Genomic DNA, 26,012 nt, shown 5'->3' on the forward strand with positions numbered 1-26,012 from the left:
GATTTGCGATCGCTCGCGGTATACAGCGCAGGTCTGAGCCGTTAACGTAAAGCAAAGCCGTTTATAGAGGAAGGACTCGTGGAACACTCGCTCCTTGTTTGGTTGCTGCCGACCCTGGCACTGGTCGTCGGTGTGGTCGTCGGTTTCGCCCTGGCCCGCCTGCTTCCCCATGCGGCCCCCAACAGCACGCAACGCCAGTTGGACGACATCCAGCAGCGTTTCGACAATTACCAGAACGAAGTGGTGACCCACTTCAACAGCACCGCTTCACTGGTCAAGAAGCTGACCCAGAGCTACCAGGACGTGCAGGACCACCTGGCCGACGGTGCCAACCGCCTGGCCCTGGACGAGCTGACCCGTCAGCGCCTGCTGGCCTCGCTGCACTCGGAGGCCGGCCATGGTCCGCGCGATCGCCTGACGCCCCCTCGGGACACGGCCGAAGTGCCGCGCGACTATGCGCCCAAGGCACCCAACTCGCCGGGCATGCTCGACGAGAGCTATGGCTTGAAGCGCTGAGTCACCACTCAGCGAAAGACCAAGGGGCCCAGCGTGCGGCCCCTTTTTTTCGCCCGACGTTCGAGCCTTGTCGCGGCTGTCGCCGTTGCCCGGTCGTCAGTCACACGCTGCCAGCGCCTGCTCCAGATCGGCGAGCAGATCGTCGATGTCCTCCAGCCCCACCGACAACCTCACCAGCCCCTCCGCGATGCCGTGGCGGGCGCGCTCCTGCGCGGTGTAGCTGGAGTGGGTCATGCTGGCCGGGTGCTGGGCCAGCGACTCGGCATCACCCAGGCTCACCGCGCGACCGAACAATTTCAGGGCGTTCATGAAGCGCCTACCGGCCTGTTCGCCGCCCTTGAGCTCGAACGCGATCATGCCGCCCGGCAGGCGCATCTGCCGCTGGGCCAGGCCGAACTGGGCAAAGCTCGGCAGGCCAGGATAACGAATGACTTCGACCTGAGCCTGGCGCTCGAGGAACTGCGCGACCCGCAGCGCGTTGCTGCAATGCCGCTCCATGCGCAGCGCCAGGGTCTTGATGCCGCGCATCAGCAATGCTGCATCCTGGGCCGAGAGCACCGCACCGGTCATGTCCTTGAGGCCTTCCAGGCGAATGCGCTGGATCAGCTCGCTACGCCCCACCACCAGGCCGGCGGTGAGGTCACCGTGGCCGCTGAGGTATTTGGTGGCCGAATGCACCACCAGGTCCGCGCCCAGCTCCAGCGGACGTTGCAGGTACGGCGTGCAATAGGTGTTGTCGATGACCACCAGCAGATCGTGGCGGTGCGCCACGGCCACCACGGCAGCGATGTCGACCAGGTGCATGTTGGGGTTGGCGGGGGTTTCGAAATACACCATGCGCGTCTGGGTGGTGATGGCCGCTTCCAGTGCGCACAGGTCGTTCAGGTCTACATGCCTGATTTTCACGCCGAACTCGCCGATGCCATGGTGCAGGAAGGCGAAGGTACAGCCATACAAGGTATCGCCCACGATCAGCTCGTCGCCTGGACGCAGCAACGTCCACAGCGTCGAGGTGATGGCGCCCATGCCGGACGCCAGCGCCAGCCCCGCCTCGCCGCCTTCCAGCGACGCCATGCGCTGCTCGAGCAGGTTCAGGGTGGGGTTGGAGATGCGGCTGTAGAAGTGCCCGGCCTGCTCACCGGCAAAACAGGCCGCGCCGTATTCGACGCTCTCGAAGGCGTAGGTGGCGGTCTGGTAGACCGGGGGCACCAGCGCGCCACCGTGGGACAGGGGATCGTAGCCTTCATGGATGGCCCGGGTGGCGAACCCCGGCTTGCCGCGGACAGTGCGCATGGCATGGCCTCGTTGTTATTTGATCTAAGCTTATGCCTCACCGACCGCAAAGACGTTCCAAAATCGCCCCGCCTTCCCGGGATTTGCTGGCATGAAAAAGCTCAACAGACGACTGACAGGGCAAGACATGCCCTCTGCGCTGGATCGAACCGATCGCGCCCTGCTCACTGCCCTGCAGGACAATGCTCGACTGACGGTGGCCGAACTCGCCGACAAGGTCGCGCTGAGCACCTCGCCTTGCTGGCGACGGATCAAGTTGCTCGAGGAAAGCGGCTATATCACGGGCTACCAGGCCACTCTTTCAGCGAAGTCCCTGGGTTTCGGCGTGACGGCCTTCGTCAGCATCATGATGGATTCCCACGGCAAGGAGGCGGCTCAGGCGTTCGAGCAGAAGCTGCTGGAAATTCCAGAAATCGTCAGTTGCCACCATGTGTCCGGACGTTATGATTTTCTGCTGGAGGTGCTGGCGCAGGATCTGGAGTCATTCGGCGAGTTCGCTCGTGAAGTGTTGCAGCGTCTACCCGGCGTGAAGGAAATCTATTCGAGCTTTTCGTACAAGGTGGTCAAGGAACGGCGCGTGGTTCCCGTGCCGAGTCGGCCCCCTTGAGCCTGGTCAACGACCGACCAGACGCCTGCCCGAGTCATCAAGCGCGAGGCAAATGATCTGCTCGGGGGTGAGGTCGTCGTTAGCGTACCCCCCTGAACAATAGGCATCCGGCCAGAAGATCAGGTCCGAGATCTTGCAGCCCGGGAGGTTGCGCTCGAGCAGCTCCAGCCAGAACTGGATCGCGTGCTCGCTGCCTTCAGCGTTCATCACCCGCCTCGCCAGTTCGACCAGCTCGGGCTCGGTGATGTCAGGCAGCAGTTGCACAGCGGGCGAGGCCAGCACTACGCGCACCCACGTGTCGTGGTCCTGGCTTCCCAGGATCCCCTGCAACTGGTGAAATTCGAAAGCCGTCGATGCCAGGTGATTGAATTCGTCCAGCAACGGTGCCACTTCGCGCCGGTCTCCGCCGTCGATGGACGACACCAGGGCGGTGAGGTGCTCGACCCGTTGCGGGTCGAGCTCGGGCGGCAGTAACTCAGGGCGCAACTTCATGGGGCCGCCTCTGTGTGCATGCTGTGCAGCCCCCTCCGATAGCGGGAGTTGGCCCCCACCTGGGCAGGGGCCTGCACTCCCGCGCGCCGATCAGATCGCACCACGCCGACGCAGCACGTCCAGCACCTGCTTGACGCCCTCGTCGACGCTGACGGCCTGGGTATCGATCACCAGGTCGGCATCCAGCGGTACGTCGAACGGGAAGCTTTCGCCAGGGATGTTGTCGCCACCCGCGGCGTACAGCCCTTGCGGATCGCGTTCACGGCAGACCAGCGGCGAGGCCTGCACGTAGACGGTCACCAGCCGGTCCTTGCCGATCAGGGCCTTGGCCTGTTCGCGGCCTTCGGCATCCGGGGCCACGAAGGCGGCCAGGGTCAGCAGGCCCGCTTCGTTGAACTGGCGCGCCACGTGGGCGGCTCGGCGCCAGTTCTCGGTACGTCCGGCACGATCCTGGGGCAGGCCCTTGTTGAGGTCATGACGCAGATTCTGGCCGTCGAGCACGTAGACTGCCCGCCCCATGTCGAACAGCTTGCGCTCCACGGCATAGGCCAAGGTGCTCTTGCCGGCTCCGGACAAGCCGCTGAACAGCACGGTAGCAGGCTGCTGGCCGAAGCGCAGGGCACGCTCTTCGGTCGAGACGTGCGCCAGCTTGCCATGCTGCCCGGCACCGCCGTGGGACGGTACAGGCTGGGCGATGATCATGCCGGCCCCGACGGTGCCGTTGGTGAGGCGGTCGATGACGATGAACGCCCCCGTGGTGCGGTTGCTTTCGTAACCATCCAGCGCGATGGCACTGTCCAAGGCCACCTTGACGCGGCCGATCTCGTTCAGTTGCAAGGCGCTGGCGGCACCTTTCTCGAGCGTGTTCACATCGACCTTGTGGGTGATGCTGGCGATCGAGCCCGGCACGTAGCTGGTGGCGCGCTTGATGTCGTACTTCTTGCCCGGCAGCATGGGCTCTTCGGCCATCCATACCAGCATGGCGTCGAACTGATCGGTCACTTGCGGCACGTTGTCGGCATGCACCAGCAGGTCGCCACGGGAGATGTCGATCTCGTCTTCCATGGTCAGGGTCACCGCCTGGCCCGGGCCTGCGCTCTCCAGTTCGCCCTCGTAGGTGACGATGGATTTCACCCGGCTGCTCTTGCCCGAAGGCAGCACGACCACTTCGTCGCCCTTGTGCACCACGCCACTGGCCAGCGTACCGGCGAAGCCGCGGAAGTTGAGGTTGGGGCGGTTGACGTACTGCACCGGGAAGCGCAGGTCGGTGAAGTTGCGGTCGGCCGCCACCTCGACGGTTTCCAGGATTTCCATCAGCGTCGGGCCGGTGTACCACGGCGACTGCTCGCTGTGGTTGACCACGTTGTCGCCCTTGAGCGCGGACATCGGCACGAAGTGCAGGCTGCTCGGGGTCAGGTCGATGGCCTCGGCGAACGTCAGGTAGTCGGCCTTGATGGACTCGAAGACCGCTTCGTCGAAGCCCTTGAGGTCCATCTTGTTGACCGCCACCACGATGTGCTTGATGCCCAGCAGGGAGGCGATGTAGCTGTGCCGGCGAGTCTGGGTCTGCACGCCGTAACGGGCGTCGACCAGGATGATCGCCAGGTCGCAGGTGGAGGCACCGGTGGCCATGTTGCGGGTGTACTGCTCGTGGCCCGGCGTATCGGCGATGATGAACTTGCGCTTGGCGGTGGAGAAGTAGCGGTAGGCGACATCGATGGTGATGCCCTGCTCGCGCTCGGCCTGCAGGCCGTCGACCAGCAGCGCCAGGTCCACTTCCTCACCGGTGGTGCCAGATTTCTTCGAATCACGGGTGATGGCCTCGAGGTGGTCCTCGTAGATCATCTTGGAGTCGTGCAGCAGGCGCCCGATCAGGGTGCTCTTGCCGTCATCCACGTTGCCGCAGGTGAGGAAACGCAGCAGTTCTTTACGCTCGTGCTGAGCCAGATAAGCGAGGATGTCTTCGCTGATCAAATCGGATTGGTGCGACATGAGGTGACCCTGAAGTTAGAAGTAGCCCTGACGTTTCTTGTCTTCCATGGAGCCGGCGCCATCGTGGTCGATGACCCGGCCCTGACGCTCGGAAGTACGCGTCAGCAGCATTTCCTGAATGATGTCGGTCAGCGTTTCGGCTTCGGACTCGACAGCGCCCGTCAACGGGTAGCAGCCCAGGGTACGGAAACGTACCTTCTTCTTGACGATGCGCGCCTTCTCCTCGTCGCTCAGGTGCTCGAGGATGCGCTCGTCGTCGATCATGATCAGGGTGCCATTCTTCTCGATGACCTCGCGCTCGGCGGCGAAGTACAGCGGCACGATCGGGATGCCTTCGAGGTAGATGTATTGCCAGATGTCCAGCTCGGTCCAGTTCGACAGCGGGAACACGCGGATCGACTCGCCCTTGTTGACCTTGCCGTTGTAGACGTTCCACAGCTCGGGGCGCTGGTTCTTCGGGTCCCAGCGGTGCTTGCTGTCACGGAACGAGTACACGCGCTCCTTGGCCCGCGACTTCTCTTCGTCGCGGCGCGCACCGCCGAAAGCGGCGTCGAAGCCGTGCTTGTCCAGCGCCTGTTTCAGGCCCTGGGTCTTCATGATGTCGGTGTGCTTGGCACTGCCATGGGTGAAGGGGTTGATGCCCTGCGCCACACCCTCGGGGTTGACGTGGGTGATCAGCTCCAGGCCCATTTCCTCGACCATCTTGTCGCGGAAGCGGTACATTTCCTGGAATTTCCAGCGGGTGTCGACGTGCATCACGGGAAACGGCAACTTGCCCGGGAAGAAGGCCTTGCGCGCCAGGTGCAGCATCACGGCGGAGTCCTTGCCGATCGAGTACAGCATCACCGGATTGTCGAACTCGGCGGCCACCTCGCGGATGATGTGGATGCTCTCGGCCTCCAGCTGTTTCAAGTGCGTCAGTTTGTCGACCATGGCTACTCACGTAAAACGATCTTATGGACGGCCAGCGGGCCGTGTTCGAGCCAGGCACTCTATCACAGGGCCTTCTTCTATCCAGGCGTGGCGCTAGATCGAAAGAATCTAATGATATGACTGCCGGTTTGGCATCGGACCGCGCCAGGCAACAGGTGTGCGACCGCAGGGGCCGGACCGCTGCGCGGCGAGGTGTGGTCCTGCGGTGACAGCGCCGGGTCGGGAGGCCAGCTAGATCGGATTCGGGCAATCGATGAACAGATGCTCCAGGGCGAAACGCCTGGCCAGGTAATCGCCCAAGGCCTGCACGCCATAGCGCTCGGTCGCGTGGTGGCCCGCGGCGATGAAGCTCACGCCGTTTTCCTGCGCACTGTGGAAGGTCTGTTCCGAGGCTTCGCCGCTGATGAACAGGTCGACCCCGGCGGCGATGGCCGCGTCGATGTAGCCCTGGCCTCCCCCGGTGCACCAGCCCACGCGACGGACCATGCCCGGCCCTTCGACCAGCAGGGGCTCGCGCCCCAGCGCTTCGTGCACACGGCGGGCGACATCGCCGGCGGTCATGGGCTCGGCCAGCGAGCCGAGCAGGCCGATCACCTTGGGGTTGTGCGGGTCCAGCGGGCCTTCGACGGTGATGTCGAGCTGGCGGGCCAACTGCACGTTGTTGCCGACCTCGGGGTGCACGTCCAGCGGCAGATGGAAGGCCAGCAGGCTGATGTCGTGCTTGAGCAGGGTCTTGATTCGGCGCTGGCGAATGCCGGTGATGCAGGGGTTTTCACCTTTCCAGAAGTAGCCGTGGTGCACCAGCACCAGGTCGGCCTCGGCCTCGACCGCCGCGTCCAGCAGCGCCTGGCTGGCGGTGACGCCGCTGACGATGCGCCGCACCTGTGGACGTCCTTCGACTTGCAGGCCGTTGGGGCAGTAATCCTGGATCTTGGCGCTGGCCAGGTAGCGCTCGGCTTCCTCGACCAGGGTGCTCAGGGCGACAGCCATGGGCAGAACTCCTCGTGATTCGTTTCATCAAGCGAGGCAAGGCCTCGTATACTGCGCGCTATTATGGGTCGCCGTCGGGCTCGGGGAAACCTGCCCGCGTCGGCATCGCCTGCTGCGCAGGTTCGGGTGTATCATCGCGCGCGCTCGCGCTGCACCCCACGGCCCCCGCCCTACCCCAGGATTTATTCAGATGTTCAAGGCTCTGCGTTACTTTGGCTGGCCCCTGCTGACCGGCGTGCTGATCGCCGCGCTGATCATACAGCGCTTCCCTGAATGGGTCGGTCTGCCGAGCCAGGACGTCAATCTGCAACAGGCTCCGCAGACCACACGGATCATGCAGGGGCCGGTCAGCTATGCCGATGCGGTGACCCTCGCCGCGCCGGCGGTGGCCAACCTGTACACCACCAAAGCCGTCAGCAAGAGCGCCCACCCGCTGTTCGAAGACCCGCAGTTCCGCCGCTTCTTCGGCGACAACCTGCCCAAGCAGCGGCGCTGGGAATCGAGCCTGGGCTCGGCGGTGATCATGAGCCGCGAAGGCTACCTGCTGACCAACAACCATGTGACCAGCGGCGCCGACGAGATCGTAGTGGCGCTCAAGGATGGTCGCGAGACGTTGGCGCGGGTGATCGGCAGCGATCCGGAAACCGACCTGGCGGTGCTGAAGATCGACCTGAAGAACCTGCCAGCCATCACCATTGGTCGCTCTGACAACGTGCACATCGGCGACGTCTGCCTGGCCATCGGCAACCCCTTCGGCGTCGGCCAGACCGTGACCATGGGCATCGTCAGCGCCACCGGCCGCAACCAGCTGGGGCTGAACAACTACGAAGACTTCATCCAGACCGACGCGGCCATCAACCCGGGCAACTCCGGGGGCGCCCTGGTGGATGCCAATGGCAACCTGATCGGCATCAATACCGCGATCTTCTCCAAGTCCGGCGGCTCGCAGGGCATCGGCTTCGCCATCCCGGCCAAGCTGGCGCTGGAAGTGATGAAGTCGATCGTCGAGCACGGCCAGGTCATTCGGGGGTGGTTGGGCATCGAGGTGCAGCCGCTGTCGCCGGACCTGGCCGAGTCGTTCGGCATGAAGGGCCGCCCGGGCATCGTCGTCGCGGGCATCTTCCGCGATGGTCCGGCCCAGCGCGCCGGCCTGCAACTGGGTGACGTGATCCTGAGCATCAACGGCGAGCCGGCCGGCGATGGTCGCAAGTCGATGAATCAGGTGGCGCGGATCAAGCCGAGCGAGAAGATCAGCATCGAAGTGATGCGCAACGGCAAGCAGCTCAAGCTGATCGCCGAGGTGGGCCTGCGCCCGCCGCCGGCCCCTGCCCAGCCCAGCAAGCAGGAAGAGAAGTAGCGCCACCACAGGCACCGGGCGGTACCTGCGGCGCAGCCGGGGGCGTCAGTGCAGGATCTGGCTCAGGAACAGGCGGGTGCGGTCGCTGCGCGGACGGTCGAAGAAGTCGTCCGGCGCAGCCTGCTCGACGATCTCGCCCTTGTCCATGAAGATCACCCGGTTGGCCACGGTACGGGCGAAGCCCATCTCGTGGGTCACGCAGAGCATGGTCATGCCGTCCTCGGCCAGGCCGACCATGGTGTCGAGCACTTCCTTGACCATTTCCGGGTCCAGCGCCGAGGTGGGCTCGTCGAACAGCATGATCTTGGGCTTCATGCACAGCGCGCGGGCGATCGCCACCCGCTGCTGCTGGCCGCCGGACAGCTGGCCCGGGAACTTGTGCGCCTGTTCGGGAATGCGCACCCGCTCCAGGTAATGCATGGCGATTTCCTCGGCCTTGCGCCGCGGCAGCTTGCGTACCCACATCGGCGCCAGGGTGCAGTTCTCCAGGATGCTCAGGTGCGGGAACAGGTTGAAGTGCTGGAACACCATGCCCACCTCGCGGCGGATCGCTTCGATCTGCTTGAGGTCGTTGGTCAGCTCCACGCCATCGACCACGATGCGCCCCTGCTGATGCTCTTCCAGACGGTTCAGGCAGCGGATGGTGGTGGACTTGCCGGAACCGGACGGCCCGCACAGCACGATGCGTTCGCCCTGGCGCACGTTCAGGTTGATGTCCTTGAGCACGTGGAACTGCCCGTACCACTTGTTCACGCCCTGCATCTGGATGATGCCCTCGGTGCCGAGGCCTTGCTTGATCGCTTCACTCATCTCGAAACTCCTAACGCTTGTGGCCGGTGTCCAGCGTGCGCTCCAGGTGCATGGAGTAACGCGACATGGCGAAACAGAAAATCCAGTAGACCAGGGCGGCGAACACGTAGCCCTCGGTGGCCATGCCCAGCCAGGCAGGGTCTGCGGTGGCCTGGCGGGTGCTGTTGAGCAGGTCGAACAGGCCGATGATGATGACCAGGCTGGTGTCCTTGAACAGCGCGATGAAGGTGTTGACGATGCCGGGAATCACCAGCTTCAGGGCCTGGGGCAGAATCACCAGCCCCATCGCGCGCCAGTAGCCCAGGCCCATGGCCGAGGCCGCCTCGTATTGGCCCTTGGGAATGGCCTGCAGACCGCCGCGCACCACTTCGGCGACATAGGCCGATTCGAACAGGATGACGAAGATCATCGCCCGCAGCAGCTTGTCGAAGCTGGTGCCTTCGGGCATGAACAACGGCAGCATCACCGAGGACATGAACAGCACGGTGATCAGCGGGATACCGCGCCAGAACTCGATGAAGGTCACCGAGACCGCCTTGACCACCGGCAAGTTGGAACGCCGGCCCAGAGCCAGCAGGATGCCCAGCGGCAGGGCCGCCGCGATGCCCACCGTGGCGATCACCAGGGTCAGCATCAGCCCGCCCCACTGCTGGGTGGGCACCACGGCCAGGCCGAAGCTGCCGCCGTGCAGCAGCAGGTAGGCCAGTACCGGGTACAGCACCAGGTAGCCGATGCCGTAGGGCACCTTGCGCGGGACGCGGCGAATGAACAGCGGCGCGGCGCCGATCACGCCCAACCAGACGGTCAGGTCCACCCGCCAGCGCAGCTCGACGGGATAGTAGCCATACATGAACTGGCCGAAGCGCTGCTGGACGAACACCCAGCAGGCGCCTTGGGCGGTACAATCGGCGCGGGTGGTGCCTGCCCAGTTGGCTTGCAGCAGCGCCCACTGCACCAGCGGCGGCACGATCAGCCAGATCAGGTACAGCGCGAACAGTGTCAGCAGGGTGTTGATCCAGCTGGAGAACAGGTTGGCACGCAACCAGGCCAGCACGCCGACGCTCTTGATCGGCGGCGGCATATCGGGTTTGAACACATGGGTCGTCATGCGCCGCTCCTCAACGTTCGATCAGCGCGATGCGCTTGTTGTAGAGATTCATCAGCACGGAGATGGCGATGCTGATCGTCAGGTACACGCCCATGGTGATGGCCATGACCTCCACCGACTGGCCGGTCTGGTTCAACACGGTGCCGGCGAACAGCGAGACCAGCTCGGGATAGCCGATCACCGCGGCCAGCGACGAGTTCTTGATCAGGTTGAGGTATTGGCTGGTCAAGGGCGGAATGATCACCCGCATCGCCTGGGGGATGATCACTTTGCGCAGGGTCGGTCCTTCGCGAAGCCCCAGCGAGCGGGCGGCCTCGGTCTGTCCATGGCTGACCGAGCGGATACCGGCGCGCACGATCTCGGCGATGAAGGCGGCGGTGTAGATCGACAGCGCCAGGGTCAGGGCGAGGAACTCGGGAATCAGCACCCAGCCGCCGGTGAAGTTGAAGCCCTTGAGCTGCGGCACCTCCCACTGAACGGGGCTGCCGAACAGCAGCACGCTCAGGCCGGGAATACCGATGAGCAGCAGCAGGCCGACCCAGAACGTGTGGAAGGGCTGGCCGGTCTCGTCGAAACGTCGGTTGGCCAGGCGGACCATCGCGACGATGGCCAGCAGCGCGAGCAGCAGGGCAGCGACGAAGGGCCAGAAGCCCCCGGCCATCGACGCACCGGGCATGTTCACGCCGCGGCTACTGATGAACAACAGGTCGTCGATGTTGATGCTGCCGCGCGGCCCTGGCAATGCAGTGAAGACGGCGAAATACCAGAAGAGGATCTGCAGCAGCGGCGGGATGTTGCGGAAGATCTCGACATACACCGCTGCGAGCTTGCCGATCATCCAGTTGGATGACAGCCGGGCAACACCGATGACGAAGCCCAGGATCGTCGCCAGGACGATCCCGATGACGCTGGCCAGCAGGGTGTTGAGCAGGCCGACCAGCAGCACGCGGGCATAGGTGTCGGTCTCGCTGTAGTCGATCAGGTGCTGGGCGATGCCGAAGCCGGCGCTGCGCTCGAGAAAGTCGAAGCCCGAGGTGATGCCCCGGTGCTGCATGTTGGCCTGGGTGTTATGGATGAGAAACCAGCCCAGCGCGATCACGGCCACGACCGTGATGCCCTGGAACAGCCACGCACGCACGCGCGGATCGCTCAGGGACAACCCCTGGCGTGCGTCGATTGGATCGTTCATGTAGTGCCCCGAAAACAAGGGTTGGAACGCCCTGCGACGCCACCGATGGCGCCGCAGGCGGCAGGGATCAGCGCACCGGCGGTGCGTACTGGATTCCGCCGTTGTTCCACAGCGCGTTCAGGCCGCGGTCGATCTGCAGCGGGGTGCTCTTGCCCAGGTTCTTCTCGAACACTTCGCCGTAGTTGCCCACCTGCTTGACGATCTGCACCACCCAGTCCTTGGGCAGCTTCAGGTCCTTGCCGTACTCGCCGTCGGCGCCGAGCATGCGGGCGACGTCTGGGTTCTTGGTGGACTTGGCCTCGGCCTCGACATTCTTGGAGCTGATACCGGCCTCCTCGGCGTTGAGCATGGCGAACAGGGTCCAGCGCACGATGCTGAACCAGTCTTCGTCGCCCTTGCGCACCACCGGACCCAACGGCTCCTTGGAGATGGTTTCCGGCAGAACCACGTAGTCGTCAGGCGACGCCAGCTTGGAGCGCTGTGCGTAGAGCTGCGACTTGTCCGAGGTCAACACGTCGCAGCGCCCGGATTCGAGCGACTTGGCGCTTTCATCGGAGGTGTCGAAGGTGATGGGGGTGTATTTCAGACCGTTGGCGCGGAAATAGTCGGAGACGTTGAGCTCGGTGGTGGTGCCGGCCTGGATGCAGATGGTCGCGCCGTCCAGCTCCTTGGCGCTCTTGACGCCCAGCTTGTTGTTGACCAGGAAACCGATGCCGTCGTAATAGGTGACGCCGGTGAACACCAGGCCCATGCCGGCATCGCGCGAGCTGGTCCAGGTGGTGTTGCGCGACAGTACGTCGACCTCGCCCGACTGCAGGGCGGTGAAACGTTCCTTGGCGTTGAGCTGACTGAACTTGACCTTGCCGGCATCGCCGAACACGGCCGCTGCCACGGCGCGGCAGACATCGGCGTCGATGCCGATGATCTTGCCCTGAGCGTCAGGTACGGAAAAACCAGGGAGGCCATCGCTCACGCCACACTGCACGAAGCCCTTCTTCTTCACCGCATCGAGCGTGGCTCCGGCCTGCGCGGTGCTCACGGCACCCAGGGCGGCGGCGGCGGTCAGGACAGCCAGCGTGGTTTTCAACATCTTCATCAACAACCTCCAAATGCTCTTGTTGTATCGAGCCGGAATTGCACCGCGCCCTCATGAGGCGCATCCGACCCTGGTTGGCGTGTTATTCGGGTCAATTGGCGCAATGGGCCGTTCTGTGACAGCCTTCCCTGCAAGTGGACGGTGATACCGGTCCGATTTCGTCCTTTGCAGCGACATCGACATAGCAAGGGCCGTACCACAGTGCTCGCCAAGGGCGTTTCAGTAGGCGTCAAGAGGGTAAAGTTGCAGGGTTGCGACATGTCGTTACAGCAGCCGCCGACGCTGCCGCCTTTTCATGCACTCATTTTCATTCCACGCACTCTTTCGGAGCAGCCATGACCCAACCGTTGATTCTCGAACCCAAGAACACCGCCGATGCCTGCGTGATCTGGTTGCACGGCCTGGGCGCCGACCGTTACGACTTCTTGCCCGTGGCCGAATTTCTCCAGGAGCGTCTGCACAGCACGCGCTTCATCATGCCCCAGGCCCCGACTCGGCCAGTGACCATCAATGGCGGCTACGCCATGCCCAGCTGGTACGACATCAAGGCCATGAGCCCGGCCAGGGCCATCGACGAAGTGCAGTTGCAGGACTCGGCGGCCCAGGTGGTGGAACTGATCGAGGCCGAGCAGGCCAAGGGCATCGACCCGACGCGCATCGTCCTGGCCGGCTTCTCCCAGGGTGGCGCGGTGGTCCTGCACACGGCTTACCTGACATGGCAACAGGCCCTGGGCGGCGTCATCGCCTTGTCCACCTATGCACCGACCTTCGCCGACGGGCATCAGCTGAGTGCCGGCCAGCAGCGCACCCCGGCGCTCTGCCTGCACGGGATACACGATCCAGTGGTGATTCCTTCGATGGGCCGCACCGCATTCGAGTACCTGGACACCTGGGGGGTGGCGGCGCGCTGGCAGGAGTACCCCATGGAGCATGAGGTGATGGTGGAGGAACTGAGCGACATCCACGACTGGCTGGCCCAGCGCCTGCAGTGATTTCCCACGCGCCTGTAGCCCCAGGCGCATTGAACTACGCCGAGCCTGGTTCTTGCATTACACTGCCCGGCGTACATTCCTCAATCAGTTGACGAGACGACCGTGCTCAAGGCACTCAAGAAACTATTCGGCAAGGCAGACGTCGCCCCACAGACCGTCGCGCCCGCTGCCCCCGTGATCGCCCCTGCCCCGCCAGCGGCCGCCCTGCGCGCTTCGAAGCTGGTCGAGCGCACCACCGCACCTGCTGCCGTCGCGCAGCCAGCGCCCCAGCCTGCGGCCAGCGTGACTCAAGCGCCCCGGGAAAAACCTCGCCGCGAGCGCAAACCCAAGCCTCAGGCCAGCCTGTGGAAGCTCGAAGACTTCGTGGTCCCCCCGCAGGAGGGCAAGACTCGCTTTCACGACTTCAAGCTCTCCAGCGAGCTGATGCACGCCATTCATGACCTCGGCTTTCCCTACTGCACGCCTATCCAGGCGCAGGTGCTGGGCCATACCCTGCGTGGCCAGGACGCGATCGGCCGGGCGCAGACCGGTACCGGCAAGACCGCCGCGTTCCTGATCTCGATCATCGCGCAATTGCAGCAGACGCCACCGCCCAGGGAGCGCTACATGGGCGAGCCACGGGCGCTGATCATCGCACCGACCCGCGAGCTGGTGGTGCAGATCGCCAAGGACGCCGAGGCCCTGACCCGCTACAGCGGGCTGAACGTGATGAGCTTCGTGGGCGGCATGGAGTACGACAAGCAGCTCAAGGCCCTGGAAAAACGCTACTGCGACATCCTCGTGGCCACGCCGGGACGTCTGCTGGACTTCCAGCAGCGCGGCGAGGTCCACCTGGACATGGTCGAAGTGATGGTGCTGGACGAGGCCGACCGCATGCTCGACATGGGCTTCATCCCGCAGGTTCGGCAGATCATCCGCCAGACTCCGCCCAAGAGCGAGCGGCAGACGCTGCTGTTCTCCGCCACCTTCACCGACGATGTGATGAACCTGGCCAAGCAGTGGACCACGGACCCGGCCATCGTCGAGATCGAGCCGGAGAACGTCGCCAGCGAAACCGTCGAGCAGCATGTCTACGCCGTGGCCGGCAGCGACAAGTACAAGCTGCTGTACAACCTGGTTTCGCAGAACCAGTGGCAACGGGTGATGGTCTTCGCCAACCGCAAGGACGAAGTGCGGCGCATCGAGGAGAGGCTGGTACGCGATGGCATCAATGCGGCTCAGCTGTCCGGCGACGTGCCGCAGCACAAGCGCATCCGTACCCTGGAGAGCTTCCGCGAAGGCCGCATCACCGTGCTGGTGGCCACCGACGTGGCTGGGCGCGGGATCCATATCGACGGCATCAGCCACGTGATCAACTTCACCCTGCCGGAAGATCCGGACGACTACGTGCACCGCATCGGTCGAACCGGACGGGCCGGCACCAGCGGCGTGTCGATCAGCTTCGCTGGCGAGGACGACTCCTACCAGCTGCCGGCGATCGAGCAATTGCTGGGGCGCAAGATCAAGTGCGAGATGCCGCCGGACGAGCTGCTCACTGCGGTGCCGCGCAAGGGCTAGTGGCCGCAGGCTCGGCGAGCGAGCGGCCTTGGCGGACCGCTACGCGCTCGATCGCCGGTGCCTTCGACAGCGCTAGCGCCAGCGGCCCGCCGCGTCCTGGTCGCTCTGCCGGCCTTCGACCCAGCGCGGCCCGTCCCGGGTGTCTTCCTTCTTCCAGAACGGCGCACGGGTCTTGAGGTAATCCATGATGAAATCGCAGGCTTCGAACGCCGCCTGGCGATGGGCGCTGGCGACGCCGACGAACACGATCGGCTCACCGGGCGCCAGGGCGCCGATGCGATGCAGCACCTGGACCTTGAGCAGCGGCCAGCGCTGCTCGGCCTCGCCGAGGATCTTGAGCAGCGCTTTTTCGGTCATGCCCGGATAGTGCTCGAGAAACAGGCCCGCCACGTCCCGGCCGTCGTTGAAGTCGCGCACGTAGCCGACGAACCCGACCACCGCGCCCACTCCCACATTGGCGGCATGCAGCGCATTGAGCAACTGGCCGGGATCGAACGGTGCCTGCTGTACCTGCACGCCCATGTTCAACCCCCCGTGACCGGTGGAAAGAACGCCACTTCATCGCCGTCCTCGACAGGCTCATCGAGCCGGCACAGTTCTTCGTTGCGGGCGCACATCAGGTTCGGCTCGGCGAGCACCGCGTAGGCCTCGCCTCTGGCGAGCAGCGCCTGGCGCACGTCGTCGAGCACCTTGAAATCACCTTGCAACGATTCGCCATCGCATCCCAGCCGCTCACGATAGCGGGCGAAGTACAACGCCTGGATGTTCATCACGCCTGCACCTGGTAGTGGCCGCTCTTGCCGCCGAGCTTTTCCAGCAGTCGCACCTGCTCGATGACCATGCCCTTGTCGACGGCCTTGCACATGTCGTAGATCGTCAGCGCCGCCACGCTGGCGGCGGTGAGGGCTTCCATTTCCACGCCGGTCTGGCCGGCGAGCTTGCAGCGGGCGCGGATGTGCACGGTGTCCTGTCCTTCGGCGCTCAGCTCGACCTTGACGCTGGTGAGCATCAGCGGGTGGCACAGCGGGATCAGCTCGCTGGTCTTCTTCGCCGCCTGGATGCCGGCGATGCGCGCCACGGCGAACACGTCGCCCTTGGGGTGCTCACCGTCGACGATCATGCGCAAGGTGCTGGGCAGCATGCGCACCCGCGCCTCGGCGGTCGCCTCGCGGGCGGTCACGGCTTTTTCAGTGACGTCGACCATGTTGGCGCGTCCCTGGGAATCGAGATGGGTCAGCACTGCTCTGCTCCTGTGGCGCAAATGCAGAGTGTAAACCCGTGCCGGGCAGAAGTGCAGGCGCAAAAAAAAAGGCGCCGCGGTCGAACCCGCGGCGCCGGGTGCAGCGCTACATGTGCGACTCGGCGTACTCGGCCAGTACCGAGCGCGGTACCCCTTGCAGGGTGATATGCACGCCATGGGGGAAGTCCTTGAACCGCTCGGTGAGGTAGGTCAGGCCCGAGCTGGTGGCGGACAGGTAGGGAGTGTCGATCTGCGCCAGGTTGCCCAGGCAGACCACCTTGGAGCCAGCGCCTGCACGGGTGATGATGGTTTTCATCTGGTGCGGGGTGAGGTTCTGGCATTCATCGATGAGGATCAGGCTCTGCTGGAAACTGCGCCCGCGGATGTAGTTCAGCGACTTGAACTGCAATGGAACCCGTTCGAGGATGTATTCCACGCTGCCGTGGGTACTCTCGTCATCCATGTGCAGGGCTTCGAGGTTGTCGGTGATCGCGCCCAGCCAAGGCTCCATCTTCTCGGCCTCGGTGCCGGGCAGGAAGCCGATCTCCTGGTCCAGCCCCTGCACGCTGCGGGTGGCGATGATGCGCCGGTAGCGCTTGCTGACCATGGTCTGCTCGATGGCAGCGGCCAGGGCCAGGATGGTCTTGCCCGAGCCGGCCGCGCCAGTGAGGTTGACCAGGTGGATGTCCGGGTCGAGCAAGGCGAACAGTGCCAGGCTCTGGTGGATGTCACGCGGCTTGAGGCCCCAGGCTTCCTGATGCAGCAGCGGCTCCTGGTGCAGGTCGAGCAGCAGCAGTTCGCCCTCGCGCGCGCCCTTTATCCAGCCGACGAAGCCCTGCTCGTCGATGATGAACTCGTTGACGTGCACCGCCGGCAGCGGCTCGCTCAGTTGCACCCGATGCCAGGTGCGGCCGCGCTCCTGGCGTGTGTCGACCTTGCTGACACGGTCCCAGAACGAGCCGCTGACCGAGTGGTAGCCCTTGGACAACAGCGAGACGTCGTCGACCAGCTGATCGGTGCTGTAGTCCTCGGCGGCGATGCCGCAGGCCCGCGCCTTCAGGCGCATGTTGATGTCTTTGGTGACCAGTACCACGTCCAGGTCGGCACGGCGGCTGCGCAGTTCCAGCAGCTGGTTGATGATGATGTTGTCGTTCAGATGCTCGGGCAGCAGCCGCGAAGGCTCGTGACGCGGGCTCATCAGGATCGACAGCGAGCCTTTGGGCCCACCCTTGCCACGCTGGATCGGCACGCCCTGCTCGACGTCGGTAGGCGAGGCCTCGCCCAGGGTCTGGTCGATCAGGCGGATGGCCTGGCGACATTCGGCGGCGATGGTCTGCTTGCCGGTCTTGAGCTTGTCCAGTTCCTCCAGCACCGTCATCGGGATGGCGACGTGGTGCTCCTCGAAATTGAGCAGGGCATTGGGGTCGTGTATCAGGACGTTGGTATCGAGGACATACAGGATGGGCTTGGTGGAGGAAAGGTTGCGTCCTTGGTCATCCATACTCGTTCACCTTGTGTGAAAGCAAGACGGCACAGGCGTGCTGCGCCGCAGAGTGACCGCCGTTCTCCCCGTATCCGCGTCGTTACGGGCGGGGAGCGCACCTGGCAAAGGAGGGCCTGGATGACGCCACCTGTGCTGCAGGAATCGGCTGTCTGACTCCTTCATACCGCAAAAGACATGACGGAAAAAAGACTTTTTTAGCGGCGGTGAAGTTTATTTCGTCGAGTGACGAGCACCCTTGGCGTCAGGCCCAAGGGCGACTACAGTCAGGGATGGGCTTGCGCGTCGCGGTTGCCGGCCCGCTCAGCGCGGATCGCCATAGGCGTGGCAGTCTTCCCAGGCGATGCCACTTTGCGCCGTATGCTGGAACAGCCAATCCAGGGCCGGTTGCGCCTTGGGCAGGCTGTCGTGCAGCTGGATCACGCCCTTGCGCCACAGCAACATCAGGGTCAGCACGCGCTGGGCCGACTGATCGGCCTCCAGGGCCGTGTCGTCCTGGGCGTCGATGTCCCACAGCGAGACCTGCAGCCCCTGCGCCGCCATGAACGCCTCGCCATCGGCGCGGCGCTGGCCATAGGGTGGGCGAAACAGGGGGACGTACTGCTCCGGCAGCAGCGCCTGGACCTGCGCCTGGCTGCGTCGCAGGGAATCCTGCCAGCCCTGCCACTGGGCGTGGGAGCGGTACTCCCACCCCTGGATACCCACGCACTGGCCGGCGTACAGCGCGCCTAGGTCCGCCCCCTGGGTGGCGTCCCGGCGCAATTGCACACGGCTGCCGAGCACGAAGAAAATGCCCCCCAGCTGCTGGCGGCGCAGGTACTGCGCCAGATCGTCCGTGCTGGTGCCCGCAGGGCCCGGGCCACCGGCGAAGGTCAGCAGGAACACCCGGTCGTTGAGCTCGTCACCGCTGCGCTCGGCATTGGACAGGCGCTCTACTTCGCTGCTGGTCTGCGGAAACAGCGCAGCCTTGCGCAACTGCTCGTCGAGGTAGCGCTGGTTGAAGCGATAGCTCGGCTCGACCCAGCGCTGGTAGAACTCGCCCACTTCACTGGCGAATGTCACCGCACGTGCGCGCAGATCGTCCATCGACTGCAGGGCATAGCAGAACGAGGCATCCTCTTCGCAACTGAGCTGCGCCTGCTGGTAGTTCTCCCACAGGCGCTGCCACATCCGCGCACGCACGGCGCGAATCACCGAAAGGTTGACCTGACGCAGCCCCAGGCGAGTCGCCAGGCTGGCGTCGTCGAGCATTTCGCTTTCGTGCAGCACCTGGGCGAACGACAGGATCTGCGCCCGCGAAGCCACGTCGAACAGCACCGGGCTGTCCAGTTGCTCTGGCCAAAGGCTGCGATCGAAACTGACCGCCAGTGGCGGGGCAGCCTGCGCGGCGGCTGCGAACAGCGTGAATAGAACAGCGAGGGCGATGCGCACGAGCAGTCTCCACGAAGTGAACCGGCCCACTATAGCGTCACAGCCGCCGATGGTCTGTGCCTATGGCAGGCATAGTTTGGCGCTCGAACCCAGGCCCCCGTAGAATCACGCCAACCTTTCCAGGAGCCGAACCCATGCTGACGGTGATTTCTCCCGCCAAGACCCTAGATTACGACACCCCGCCAGTGATCAAGCGCCACACCCTGCCGCAGCACCTGGATCACGCTCAGGTGCTGATCGACCAGTTGCGCGAGCTGACGCCGGCGCAGATCGGCGAACTGATGCACCTGTCCGACAAGCTTGCGGGTCTGAACGCCGCGCGGTTCGGCAGCTGGAGCGCCGAGTTCACGCCGGCCAACGCGAAACAGGCGCTGCTGGCCTTCAAGGGCGATGTGTACACCGGCCTGGATGCCGAATCCCTCGGCGAAGACGACTTCACCTATGCCCAGCACCACCTGCGCATGCTTTCCGGCCTGTATGGCCTGCTGCGCCCGCTGGACCTGATGCAGCCCTATCGCCTGGAAATGGGCACCAAGCTGGCCAACGCCCGCGGCAAGGACCTCTACGCCTTCTGGGGCACGCGCATCAGCGAGTGGCTGAACCAGGCACTGGCCGAGCAGGGCGACGACCTGCTGCTGAACCTGGCCAGCAACGAGTATTTCGCTGCCGTGAACAAGAGCGCGCTGAAGGCACGGGTGATCGACGTCGACTTCAAGGACCTGAAAAATGGTCAGTACAAGATCATCAGCTTCTACGCCAAAAAGGCCCGCGGGCTGATGAGCCGCTTCGTGATCCAGGAGCGCATTGCCGACCCCGAGCGCCTGAAAAGCTTCGACGTGCAGGGCTACTATTACAGCGCCGAACAGTCGCGTGAGGATCACCTGGTGTTTCTGCGCGATCAGCCCGAGCGCTGACCGCTGCCCGGACGCGTCAGGGGCCGGAACGCTCGGCGACCCACACCCAGCCGGCCTCCAGCCCCTGGACCTGCACGCCTGCCACCTGCGCCGCGTCCACCCGCACCGGCACCTGCTGCGCCACCGATTCGCCGTCACGGCGAAACACCACCCAGTGTCCCTCGGCGGCGTCCCCCTGCACCGCCTCCAGCGGCAGCACTACGGCCTGCGCCGTGCTGTGCAGCCGGACCTGCACCTGCGCGCTCATGCCCAGGCGCACACCCAGTGCCAGGGGATCGGGCTGTTCATCGAGTGCGATACGCAGCTCGAACCAGGCGCCCTCGGCCTGTGGCTGCTGCGCCTGCCAATCCACATGTTCGACGTGGCCGCCCAGCAGCAGTCGTCCCTGGCAAGGTCGGTCGAGCAGGGTACTCTTGCCGGCGCCTGAAAGGCCGACGATCGCGCAGGTCTGGCCGGTGGGGATGGTGAGGGAGATGTCGACCAGGGCTGCGCGCCCTGCGAAGCTGCGGGTGATGAGCTGCAAGCTCACAGCCGGAGTCGTCATGCCTTTTGCGCAGCTGGCGCATCAGCCGAAGCATCCGGGCGCTGCTGGTCCAGAGGGTTATCGACGATCTTCCACTCATTGGCCATCAAGTCGATGAGGGAGGTGCGAAACTCTGGCCACTCGATTTCTTCGAGGGATGCCTGCCTCGCGATCTGCGTTTCGTAGTTTCCATGTTGTGCCTCCTCGATAGGCGGGAGGGACTGGTAGTAACTCACGATCTCCTTGAGTCCTTGTATGCAGCGACCGGTTCGTTGCGACTCGATGTCCATTTTCCCAACGACTGAGCGAGTCCACTCGGCTTCCTGTCGGCTCGACTCCCACAACGCGGCTCTGCGTTCATTGAACGTGAACTCCGAGCCCTCGTCATAGGCGATAAGGCTCAGTTGCTGCCGCGACATCCCCAGAAACGGATTTGCACCCGTGCCGTTGATGAAGGCGGTAGCCTGGCGAGCCCGCTCCATCAACTCAGGGGTTAGCATCGTGGGCATCTGGGCGTCGTAGAAGTCTTTGGCAAATGCATAGTTGTCACCTGACAGGCTGGCATTGAGCCGGGCAGCCAGCTCAGCCAACTCGCTGCGAGAAAGCTAACTGTCCCTTGCCGAGGCTCGCAGTGCTGCAGCGTGCAGCTGCTGAGCCAGGGCCGACAGTTCAAGATCCGCTGGGGACTGTTGTATCGCCACACGTGCAGATTGATCGCGGGTCGAAATCGCGCTGTCATTCAGAACGGCGGACATATCCGCAGACGAATACGTAGCCAGACCGGAAAGTTGCGAATTGGGCAGCTCATCCGAGTCTCCCCATTCGTTTGCCAATTGCTCGAGCAAGCTGGTACCGACTGTTGGCAATTGCACCTCGAATTCGTGCATCTGCATCGTATTGCGTATCGCCGCTTCGTAATTGCCATGGGCGGCGACGTCGATTCGTGGCAGCGAGTCGTAGTGAGCGATCGTTTCTAGCATGGCTTGATCGGAGCGTCCTGTAGAACGACGCTCGGCATCCATCTTGTCAATGATGTACTTGGCCCATTCGAACTCTTGCGCGCCCGCCTCGGCCGATGCGGCTCTGCGTTCGTTGATGGTGAATGAACCCTCCTGGTCATGAGTGATCAGGCTCAACTGCTCACGACTCATGCCCTTGAACGGGTTAGGAGCCTTGCCGTTGACGAAATCCGTAGCCTGCTGGACGCGCTCCAGCCACTGCGCATCGTCGGTATCAGGTCGCTGTGAATCATAGGTATCCTTGAAGAGCCAATACTGCTCGCCCTCTATCTGCTCATGAATATGCGAAGCAAGCGCGGCCAACGCCTTGCGTGACAGTTGGCTATCCCTGACAGCAGCCCGTTCAGCCGCCGCGCTGAGCTGCTGGGAAAGCGAAGACAAGCGTGCGGTACTGGTTGGCGGTGAGGACACCACTGGCTGACTGATGCCGAGCGCCTCGAAAGGCGGACCAGATTGCCCGTCCTTGGCATCAGTACGTGAAGCAGTGAAGGTATTGACGCCATTCGATACGATTTCCATGGAAACCTGCCAACCCCGCTAGTTTGGTTCCGGTGATAGAAGGAGATGTGTTTCACAACTGCCGCTGAGCTGAAAACTGGATCAGCGACTGCTGTGAGCATCGCTAGCGCAGGGTGAATTCCACCGCCCAGGCGTAGTCAGCGTTGGTGCGGGTGACTGACGCCGGGCAGCTCGCACCGCCGCTTGATGCGCCGGTCATACGCATCCTTCCTAGCTGTCAGATCAAACGGCGGCAGACCCAGATTTAATCTCATATGGGCTATAAACCCTATAAACAGTGCGGCTTATACTCAGAGCACCGCGTAGTCCGACTGCGCAAGAAAAATCCGCATGAAACCGACGAATAATTGACGCCAATTTACAGTCGCAGGCGGTTGTTCTCATTCTTCGCAGCACGACCACTCGTAGATTTCCGCCATTTTTTTGAAAAAAAATTCCGGATGCTGGCATATAACCATCCCACCTCGATTTCACCCTTTATATATCGGGACGCCAGGTCTCGATGCCATCAAAATGAAAGTATTTCCTCTTAAGAAAATATTTAGAAATCTTTCATGTGCGCCAAACCCACCTCGGAACTTCCCTCCAGAGCACCGCTCATAACTCCCGTAACGATTCACCAGCGTGTAACGTGAGAGATGACTTACAACACATCGAGGCAGGTATTCATCACCTGCCATGACAACTTTGGCTACCGCACAGGTCTATTCTGGCGGACTGTCCGAGAAGGAGAGACGCGCCCCTACTAATCGTCCTAGTGGTTGATTTCAAAGGATTTAATCACTTGAAATAACAAGCACAGCAACGCGCCGCACAAGGCGTTGCAACAAGACGGCTGCATTCAAGCAAGGGCACGCCTTTTTATTACTGGCCTAACACTGCCAAGTTCGAGCGCACTACGTTTCGCGCTCCGGATTCGCTCATGCCTGCGTTCGGTGAAGTATCACTTCGCCATGAACCCGTGCGCCTGCAAGAGCAAGTCAATCAACCCGGTCCGGTTCTGTGAAAGAGCCGGCGCGATATACACACGAGGTGAATACAATGCGTATCAGCATCTTTGGTTTGGGTTATGTGGGTGCAGTCTGTGCAGGCTGCCTGTCGGCGCGTGGCCATGAAGTCATCGGCGTGGATGTGTCCACCACCAAGATCGACCTGATCAACCAGGGCAAGTCGCCCATCGTCGAACCGGGCCTGGAGCAGTTGCTGCAGCAGGGCATCGCCACGGGTCGCCTGCGCGGCACCACCGACTTCGCCGAAGCGATTCGCGCCAGCGAAGTATCGATGATCTGCGTCGGCACGCCGAGCAAGAAGAACGGCGACCTGGGCCTGGAATACATCGAGTCGGTGTGCCGCGAAATCGGCTACGTGCTGCGCGACACCACCCGCCGCCACACCATCGTGGTGCGCAGCACGGTACTGCCGGGCACCGTGAAGAACGTGGTGATCCCGATTCTCGAGGACTGCTCGGGCAAGCGCGCCGGGGTCGACTTCGGTGTGGCCGTGAACCCTGAGTTCCTGCGCGAAAGCACCGCCATCAAGGACTACGACCAGCCGCCGATGACCGTCATCGGCGAGCTGGACAGCGCCAGCGGCGACGTGCTGCAGGCGATCTACGAAGAACTCGACGCGCCGATCATCCGCAAGCCCATCGAAGTGGCCGAAATGATCAAGTACACCTGCAACGTGTGGCACGCCACCAAGGTCACGTTCGCCAACGAGATCGGCAACATCGCCAAGGCCGTGGGTGTCGATGGCCGTGAAGTGATGGACGTGGTCTGCCAGGACAAGGCCCTGAATCTGTCGCAGTACTACATGCGCCCCGGCTTCGCCTTCGGCGGCTCGTGCCTGCCCAAGGATGTGCGCGCCCTCACCTACCGCGCCGCCAGCCTGGATGTGAAGGCGCCGCTGCTCGACTCGCTGATGCGCAGCAACGAATCGCAGGTGCAGAACGCCTTCGACCTCATCGAAAGCCACGACAAGCGCAAGGTCGCCCTGCTCGGCCTGAGCTTCAAGGCCGGCACCGACGACCTGCGCGAGAGCCCGCTGGTGGAACTGGCCGAGCGCCTGATCGGCAAGGGCTACGAGCTGAACATCTACGACCAGAACGTCGAGTACGCCCGCGTCCATGGGGCCAACAAGGATTACATCGAGTCGAAGATTCCCCACGTCTCCTCGCTGCTCAACGCCGACTTCCAGCAAGTGGTCGACGGCGCCGACATCATCGTGCTCGGCAACCGCGACGAGCAGTTCCATGCCCTCGCCCAGCAAGCCCCTGAAGGCAAGCAGGTGATCGACCTGGTCGGCTTCATGAGCAAGCCCACCAGCGTGGTCAGCCGCACCGAAGGCATCTGCTGGTAAACCAGCCCGACGCGGGGCCGTCCGGCCCCGCATTCCCTGACTTTCTCGCGACGGATGCTGAACATGCAAAGGCTCCAGACAGTGCTGCTGCAGTGCGCCGGATGGCTGCTCTTCATGAGCCTGCTCATGCTGATCGCCCTGGCCCTGCCCAGCGATATCTTCGACTCGCAATCGAAGCACTTCATCTTCCTGGTCGGCGCTGTCGGCATCTGGCGCTACTCGATGGGCGCCACCCATTTCATCCGCGGCATGATCTTCCTGTACCTGGTCTACCCCTACCTGCGGCGCAAGGTGCAGAAGCTGGGCAAGGCAGCCGACCCGTCCCATGTGTACCTGATGGTCACCAGCTTTCGCATCGACGCCCTGACCACCGCCCAGGTGTACAGCTCGGTGATCCGCGAAGCGATCGACTGCGGCTACCCCACCACCGTGGTCTGCTCGCTGGTGGAGAAGTCCGACGAGCTGCTGGTCAAGAGCCTGTGGGCCAAGTACAACCCGCCTGAGCATGTGGCGCTGGACGTGGTGCGCATCGCCGGCACCGGCAAGCGTGACGGCCTGGCCTACGGTTTTCGAGCCATCTCCCGCTCGCTGCCGGACGAGAACGCGGTGGTGGCGGTGATCGACGGCGACACCGTGCTGGCCGATGGCGTGGTCCGCAAGACCGTGCCCTGGTTCAAGCTCTACCCCAATGTCGGTGGCCTGACCACCAACGAATTCTGCGAAGTGCGCGGCGGCTACATCATGAGCGAGTGGCACAAGCTGCGCTTCGCCCAGCGCCACATCAACATGTGCTCGATGGCCCTGTCCAAGCGCGTGCTGACCATGACCGGTCGCATGTCGATGTTCCGCGCCAGCGTGGTCACCAATCCCGAGTTCATCGCCGACGTGGAAAGCGACTCGCTGATGCACTGGCGCCTGGGCCGTTTCAAGTTCCTCACCGGGGACGACAAGTCCAGCTGGTTCAGCCTGATGCGCCTGGGCTACGACACCTTCTACGTGCCGGACGCGGCGATCAACACGGTCGAGCACCCGCCGGAGAAGAGTTTCGTCAAGGCCAGCCGCAAGCTGATGTACCGCTGGTACGGCAACAACCTGCGGCAGAACTCCCGCGCCCTGGGCCTGGGCCTGCGGCGCCTGGGGCTGTTCACCAGCATCGTGCTGCTCGATCAGCGGGTGTCGATGTGGACCAGCCTGCTGGGCCTGACCGTGGCGCTGATCGCCAGCTTCAAGTTCGGCCTGCAGTTCCTGCTGGTGTACCTGCTGTGGATCGGCATCACCCGGCTGATCCTCACCATCATGCTGCTGTGCTCGGGGCACAGCGTCGGGCCGGCCTACCCGGTGATCCTTTACTACAACCAGATCGTCGGCGCGCTGATGAAGATCTACGTGTTCTTCCGCCTCGACAAACAGTCCTGGACCCGTCAGCCGACGGCCCTCAAGCGTGACCTCGCCAGTTTTCAACAATGGTTCAACACCTGGTCCTCGCGGACCATGACCTTCTCGGCCGCCAGCATCTTCGTGGCCGTGCTGTTCATGGTCGTGTGAGCCCAACCCGGATCGATTCAAAGGAACAAA

25 protein-coding genes are annotated in these 26,012 nt (G+C 63.5%); 8 read left to right on the forward strand and 17 right to left on the reverse strand.

All coding sequences use genetic code 11. The features are described from left to right. Positions 1-78 precede the first annotated feature (78 nt). Positions 79-516: a YhcB family protein gene (locus IAE34_RS10005; protein ID WP_200138782.1), complete on the forward strand. Its 438-nt coding sequence runs from the start codon at positions 79-81 to the stop codon at positions 514-516. 96 nt (positions 517-612) lie between these two features. On the opposite strand, the gene IAE34_RS10010 is transcribed toward IAE34_RS10005, so the two are convergent. Continuing rightward, the gene (locus IAE34_RS10010) at positions 613-1,809 is read right to left on the reverse strand and encodes a methionine gamma-lyase (RefSeq protein WP_200138783.1); all 1,197 of its coding nucleotides are present in this window, start codon (positions 1,807-1,809) and stop codon (positions 613-615) included. A gap of 127 nt (positions 1,810-1,936) precedes the next feature. Here IAE34_RS10010 and IAE34_RS10015 point away from each other — a divergent pair, with 127 nt between their 5' ends. After that, positions 1,937-2,416 (forward strand): Lrp/AsnC family transcriptional regulator, encoded by a 480-nt coding sequence (locus tag IAE34_RS10015; protein ID WP_200138945.1) that lies wholly within the window; start codon positions 1,937-1,939, stop codon positions 2,414-2,416. Between the two features lie 6 nt (positions 2,417-2,422). Here IAE34_RS10015 and IAE34_RS10020 read toward each other — a convergent pair whose 3' ends face one another. The 4 genes from IAE34_RS10020 to IAE34_RS10035 all read right to left on the reverse strand — a co-directional run bounded on the left by IAE34_RS10020 (position 2,423) and on the right by IAE34_RS10035 (position 6,823). After that, entirely contained in the window at positions 2,423-2,908 is a 486-nt protein-coding gene (locus IAE34_RS10020; RefSeq protein ID WP_200138784.1) for a hypothetical protein, read from the reverse strand. A gap of 90 nt (positions 2,909-2,998) precedes the next feature. Next, complete coding sequence (gene cysN, locus IAE34_RS10025) at positions 2,999-4,900, reverse strand: sulfate adenylyltransferase subunit CysN (RefSeq protein ID WP_200138785.1); 1,902 nt, start codon at positions 4,898-4,900, stop codon at positions 2,999-3,001. A gap of 15 nt (positions 4,901-4,915) precedes the next feature. After that, positions 4,916-5,833, reverse strand: coding sequence for a sulfate adenylyltransferase subunit CysD (cysD, locus tag IAE34_RS10030; protein ID WP_200138786.1), 918 nt, complete (start codon positions 5,831-5,833; stop codon positions 4,916-4,918). Between the two features lie 231 nt (positions 5,834-6,064). Then, positions 6,065-6,823, reverse strand: coding sequence for a Nif3-like dinuclear metal center hexameric protein (locus IAE34_RS10035; RefSeq protein ID WP_200138787.1), 759 nt, complete (start codon positions 6,821-6,823; stop codon positions 6,065-6,067). A 190-nt stretch (positions 6,824-7,013) separates the two neighbouring features. Between IAE34_RS10035 and algW the strand changes: the two genes are divergently transcribed. Beyond that, on the forward strand, positions 7,014-8,180 hold the full coding sequence (gene algW, locus IAE34_RS10040; protein ID WP_200138788.1) for a Do family serine endopeptidase AlgW: 1,167 nt from the start codon (positions 7,014-7,016) through the stop codon (positions 8,178-8,180). A 45-nt stretch (positions 8,181-8,225) separates the two neighbouring features. Here the strand turns inward: algW and IAE34_RS10045 are convergent, their stop codons facing one another. The 4 genes from IAE34_RS10045 to IAE34_RS10060 form a co-directional block, all read right to left on the reverse strand. Beyond that, positions 8,226-8,990: an amino acid ABC transporter ATP-binding protein gene (locus tag IAE34_RS10045; protein ID WP_200138789.1), complete on the reverse strand. Its 765-nt coding sequence runs from the start codon at positions 8,988-8,990 to the stop codon at positions 8,226-8,228. Positions 8,991-9,000: 10 nt separating this feature from the next. Continuing rightward, entirely contained in the window at positions 9,001-10,098 is a 1,098-nt protein-coding gene (locus tag IAE34_RS10050) for an amino acid ABC transporter permease (RefSeq protein ID WP_200138790.1), read from the reverse strand. A gap of 10 nt (positions 10,099-10,108) precedes the next feature. Next, positions 10,109-11,287, reverse strand: coding sequence for an amino acid ABC transporter permease (locus IAE34_RS10055; protein ID WP_200138791.1), 1,179 nt, complete (start codon positions 11,285-11,287; stop codon positions 10,109-10,111). A gap of 67 nt (positions 11,288-11,354) precedes the next feature. Next, positions 11,355-12,383 carry an amino acid ABC transporter substrate-binding protein gene (locus IAE34_RS10060; protein WP_200138792.1) on the reverse strand — a complete coding sequence of 343 codons (1,029 nt, stop codon included), beginning with the start codon at positions 12,381-12,383 and terminating at the stop codon, positions 11,355-11,357. Positions 12,384-12,718: 335 nt separating this feature from the next. Here IAE34_RS10060 and IAE34_RS10065 point away from each other — a divergent pair, with 335 nt between their 5' ends. Together IAE34_RS10065 and rhlB are read left to right on the forward strand one after the other, a co-directional pair. Then, positions 12,719-13,375 carry an alpha/beta hydrolase gene (locus tag IAE34_RS10065; RefSeq protein WP_200138793.1) on the forward strand — a complete coding sequence of 219 codons (657 nt, stop codon included), beginning with the start codon at positions 12,719-12,721 and terminating at the stop codon, positions 13,373-13,375. Positions 13,376-13,477: 102 nt separating this feature from the next. After that, entirely contained in the window at positions 13,478-14,932 is a 1,455-nt protein-coding gene (gene rhlB / locus IAE34_RS10070; protein ID WP_200138794.1) for an ATP-dependent RNA helicase RhlB, read from the forward strand. A 72-nt stretch (positions 14,933-15,004) separates the two neighbouring features. Here the strand turns inward: rhlB and moaE are convergent, their stop codons facing one another. From moaE to IAE34_RS10095, 5 genes are all read right to left on the reverse strand, one after another. Continuing rightward, complete coding sequence (gene moaE, locus IAE34_RS10075) at positions 15,005-15,454, reverse strand: molybdopterin synthase catalytic subunit MoaE (protein ID WP_200138795.1); 450 nt, start codon at positions 15,452-15,454, stop codon at positions 15,005-15,007. A 2-nt stretch (positions 15,455-15,456) separates the two neighbouring features. Next, on the reverse strand, positions 15,457-15,702 hold the full coding sequence (locus tag IAE34_RS10080; RefSeq protein WP_200138796.1) for a MoaD/ThiS family protein: 246 nt from the start codon (positions 15,700-15,702) through the stop codon (positions 15,457-15,459). After that, positions 15,702-16,172: a cyclic pyranopterin monophosphate synthase MoaC gene (gene moaC, locus IAE34_RS10085; protein WP_200138797.1), complete on the reverse strand. Its 471-nt coding sequence runs from the start codon at positions 16,170-16,172 to the stop codon at positions 15,702-15,704. Before moaC ends, IAE34_RS10080 begins: the two co-directional genes overlap by 1 nt. Positions 16,173-16,278: 106 nt before the next feature. Then, positions 16,279-17,673, reverse strand: coding sequence for a PhoH family protein (locus IAE34_RS10090; RefSeq protein ID WP_200138798.1), 1,395 nt, complete (start codon positions 17,671-17,673; stop codon positions 16,279-16,281). A 303-nt stretch (positions 17,674-17,976) separates the two neighbouring features. Then, complete coding sequence (locus tag IAE34_RS10095; RefSeq protein WP_200138799.1) at positions 17,977-19,104, reverse strand: polysaccharide deacetylase family protein; 1,128 nt, start codon at positions 19,102-19,104, stop codon at positions 17,977-17,979. Between the two features lie 134 nt (positions 19,105-19,238). Between IAE34_RS10095 and yaaA the strand changes: the two genes are divergently transcribed. Further along, on the forward strand, positions 19,239-20,018 hold the full coding sequence (yaaA, locus tag IAE34_RS10100; RefSeq protein ID WP_200138800.1) for a peroxide stress protein YaaA: 780 nt from the start codon (positions 19,239-19,241) through the stop codon (positions 20,016-20,018). Between the two features lie 16 nt (positions 20,019-20,034). On the opposite strand, the gene IAE34_RS24510 is transcribed toward yaaA, so the two are convergent. From IAE34_RS24510 to IAE34_RS10115, 3 genes are read right to left on the reverse strand one after another with little or no spacing between them, the layout of a single operon-like run. Further along, positions 20,035-20,547: an ATP-binding cassette domain-containing protein gene (locus IAE34_RS24510; protein WP_325100983.1), complete on the reverse strand. Its 513-nt coding sequence runs from the start codon at positions 20,545-20,547 to the stop codon at positions 20,035-20,037. An 11-nt stretch (positions 20,548-20,558) separates the two neighbouring features. Beyond that, on the reverse strand, positions 20,559-21,131 hold the full coding sequence (locus tag IAE34_RS10110; RefSeq protein ID WP_200138801.1) for a hypothetical protein: 573 nt from the start codon (positions 21,129-21,131) through the stop codon (positions 20,559-20,561). A gap of 15 nt (positions 21,132-21,146) precedes the next feature. Continuing rightward, a complete protein-coding gene (locus tag IAE34_RS10115) occupies positions 21,147-22,079 on the reverse strand; it encodes a hypothetical protein (RefSeq protein WP_200138802.1) in 933 nt (310 codons plus the stop codon). 1,041 nt (positions 22,080-23,120) lie between these two features. Between IAE34_RS10115 and IAE34_RS10120 the strand changes: the two genes are divergently transcribed. Next, positions 23,121-24,437 (forward strand): nucleotide sugar dehydrogenase, encoded by a 1,317-nt coding sequence (locus IAE34_RS10120; RefSeq protein ID WP_200138803.1) that lies wholly within the window; start codon positions 23,121-23,123, stop codon positions 24,435-24,437. A gap of 63 nt (positions 24,438-24,500) precedes the next feature. Then, on the forward strand, positions 24,501-25,982 hold the full coding sequence (locus tag IAE34_RS10125) for a glycosyltransferase family 2 protein (protein WP_200138804.1): 1,482 nt from the start codon (positions 24,501-24,503) through the stop codon (positions 25,980-25,982). Positions 25,983-26,012: the final 30 nt, after the last annotated feature.

Origin of the sequence: Pseudomonas sp. S30, assembly GCF_016518545.1 — a bacterium.
Taxonomy (GTDB): Bacteria; Pseudomonadota; Gammaproteobacteria; order Pseudomonadales; family Pseudomonadaceae; genus Aquipseudomonas.

Coding starts and splice junctions, on each gene's coding strand:
- IAE34_RS10010 (WP_200138783.1), bottom strand. CDS start 1,809: ATGCGCACTGTCCGCGGCAAGCCGGGGTTCGCCACCCGGGCCATCCAT.
- IAE34_RS10015 (WP_200138945.1), top strand. CDS start 1,937: ATGCCCTCTGCGCTGGATCGAACCGATCGCGCCCTGCTCACTGCCCTG.
- IAE34_RS10020 (WP_200138784.1), bottom strand. CDS start 2,908: ATGAAGTTGCGCCCTGAGTTACTGCCGCCCGAGCTCGACCCGCAACGG.
- cysN (WP_200138785.1), bottom strand. CDS start 4,900: ATGTCGCACCAATCCGATTTGATCAGCGAAGACATCCTCGCTTATCTG.
- cysD (WP_200138786.1), bottom strand. CDS start 5,833: ATGGTCGACAAACTGACGCACTTGAAACAGCTGGAGGCCGAGAGCATC.
- IAE34_RS10035 (WP_200138787.1), bottom strand. CDS start 6,823: ATGGCTGTCGCCCTGAGCACCCTGGTCGAGGAAGCCGAGCGCTACCTG.
- algW (WP_200138788.1), top strand. CDS start 7,014: ATGTTCAAGGCTCTGCGTTACTTTGGCTGGCCCCTGCTGACCGGCGTG.
- IAE34_RS10045 (WP_200138789.1), bottom strand. CDS start 8,990: ATGAGTGAAGCGATCAAGCAAGGCCTCGGCACCGAGGGCATCATCCAG.
- IAE34_RS10050 (WP_200138790.1), bottom strand. CDS start 10,098: ATGACGACCCATGTGTTCAAACCCGATATGCCGCCGCCGATCAAGAGC.
- IAE34_RS10055 (WP_200138791.1), bottom strand. CDS start 11,287: ATGAACGATCCAATCGACGCACGCCAGGGGTTGTCCCTGAGCGATCCG.
- IAE34_RS10060 (WP_200138792.1), bottom strand. CDS start 12,383: ATGAAGATGTTGAAAACCACGCTGGCTGTCCTGACCGCCGCCGCCGCC.
- IAE34_RS10065 (WP_200138793.1), top strand. CDS start 12,719: ATGACCCAACCGTTGATTCTCGAACCCAAGAACACCGCCGATGCCTGC.
- moaE (WP_200138795.1), bottom strand. CDS start 15,454: ATGGGCGTGCAGGTACAGCAGGCACCGTTCGATCCCGGCCAGTTGCTC.
- IAE34_RS10080 (WP_200138796.1), bottom strand. CDS start 15,702: ATGAACATCCAGGCGTTGTACTTCGCCCGCTATCGTGAGCGGCTGGGA.
- IAE34_RS10090 (WP_200138798.1), bottom strand. CDS start 17,673: ATGGATGACCAAGGACGCAACCTTTCCTCCACCAAGCCCATCCTGTAT.
- yaaA (WP_200138800.1), top strand. CDS start 19,239: ATGCTGACGGTGATTTCTCCCGCCAAGACCCTAGATTACGACACCCCG.
- IAE34_RS10115 (WP_200138802.1), bottom strand. CDS start 22,079: ATGGAAATCGTATCGAATGGCGTCAATACCTTCACTGCTTCACGTACT.
- IAE34_RS10120 (WP_200138803.1), top strand. CDS start 23,121: ATGCGTATCAGCATCTTTGGTTTGGGTTATGTGGGTGCAGTCTGTGCA.
- IAE34_RS10125 (WP_200138804.1), top strand. CDS start 24,501: ATGCAAAGGCTCCAGACAGTGCTGCTGCAGTGCGCCGGATGGCTGCTC.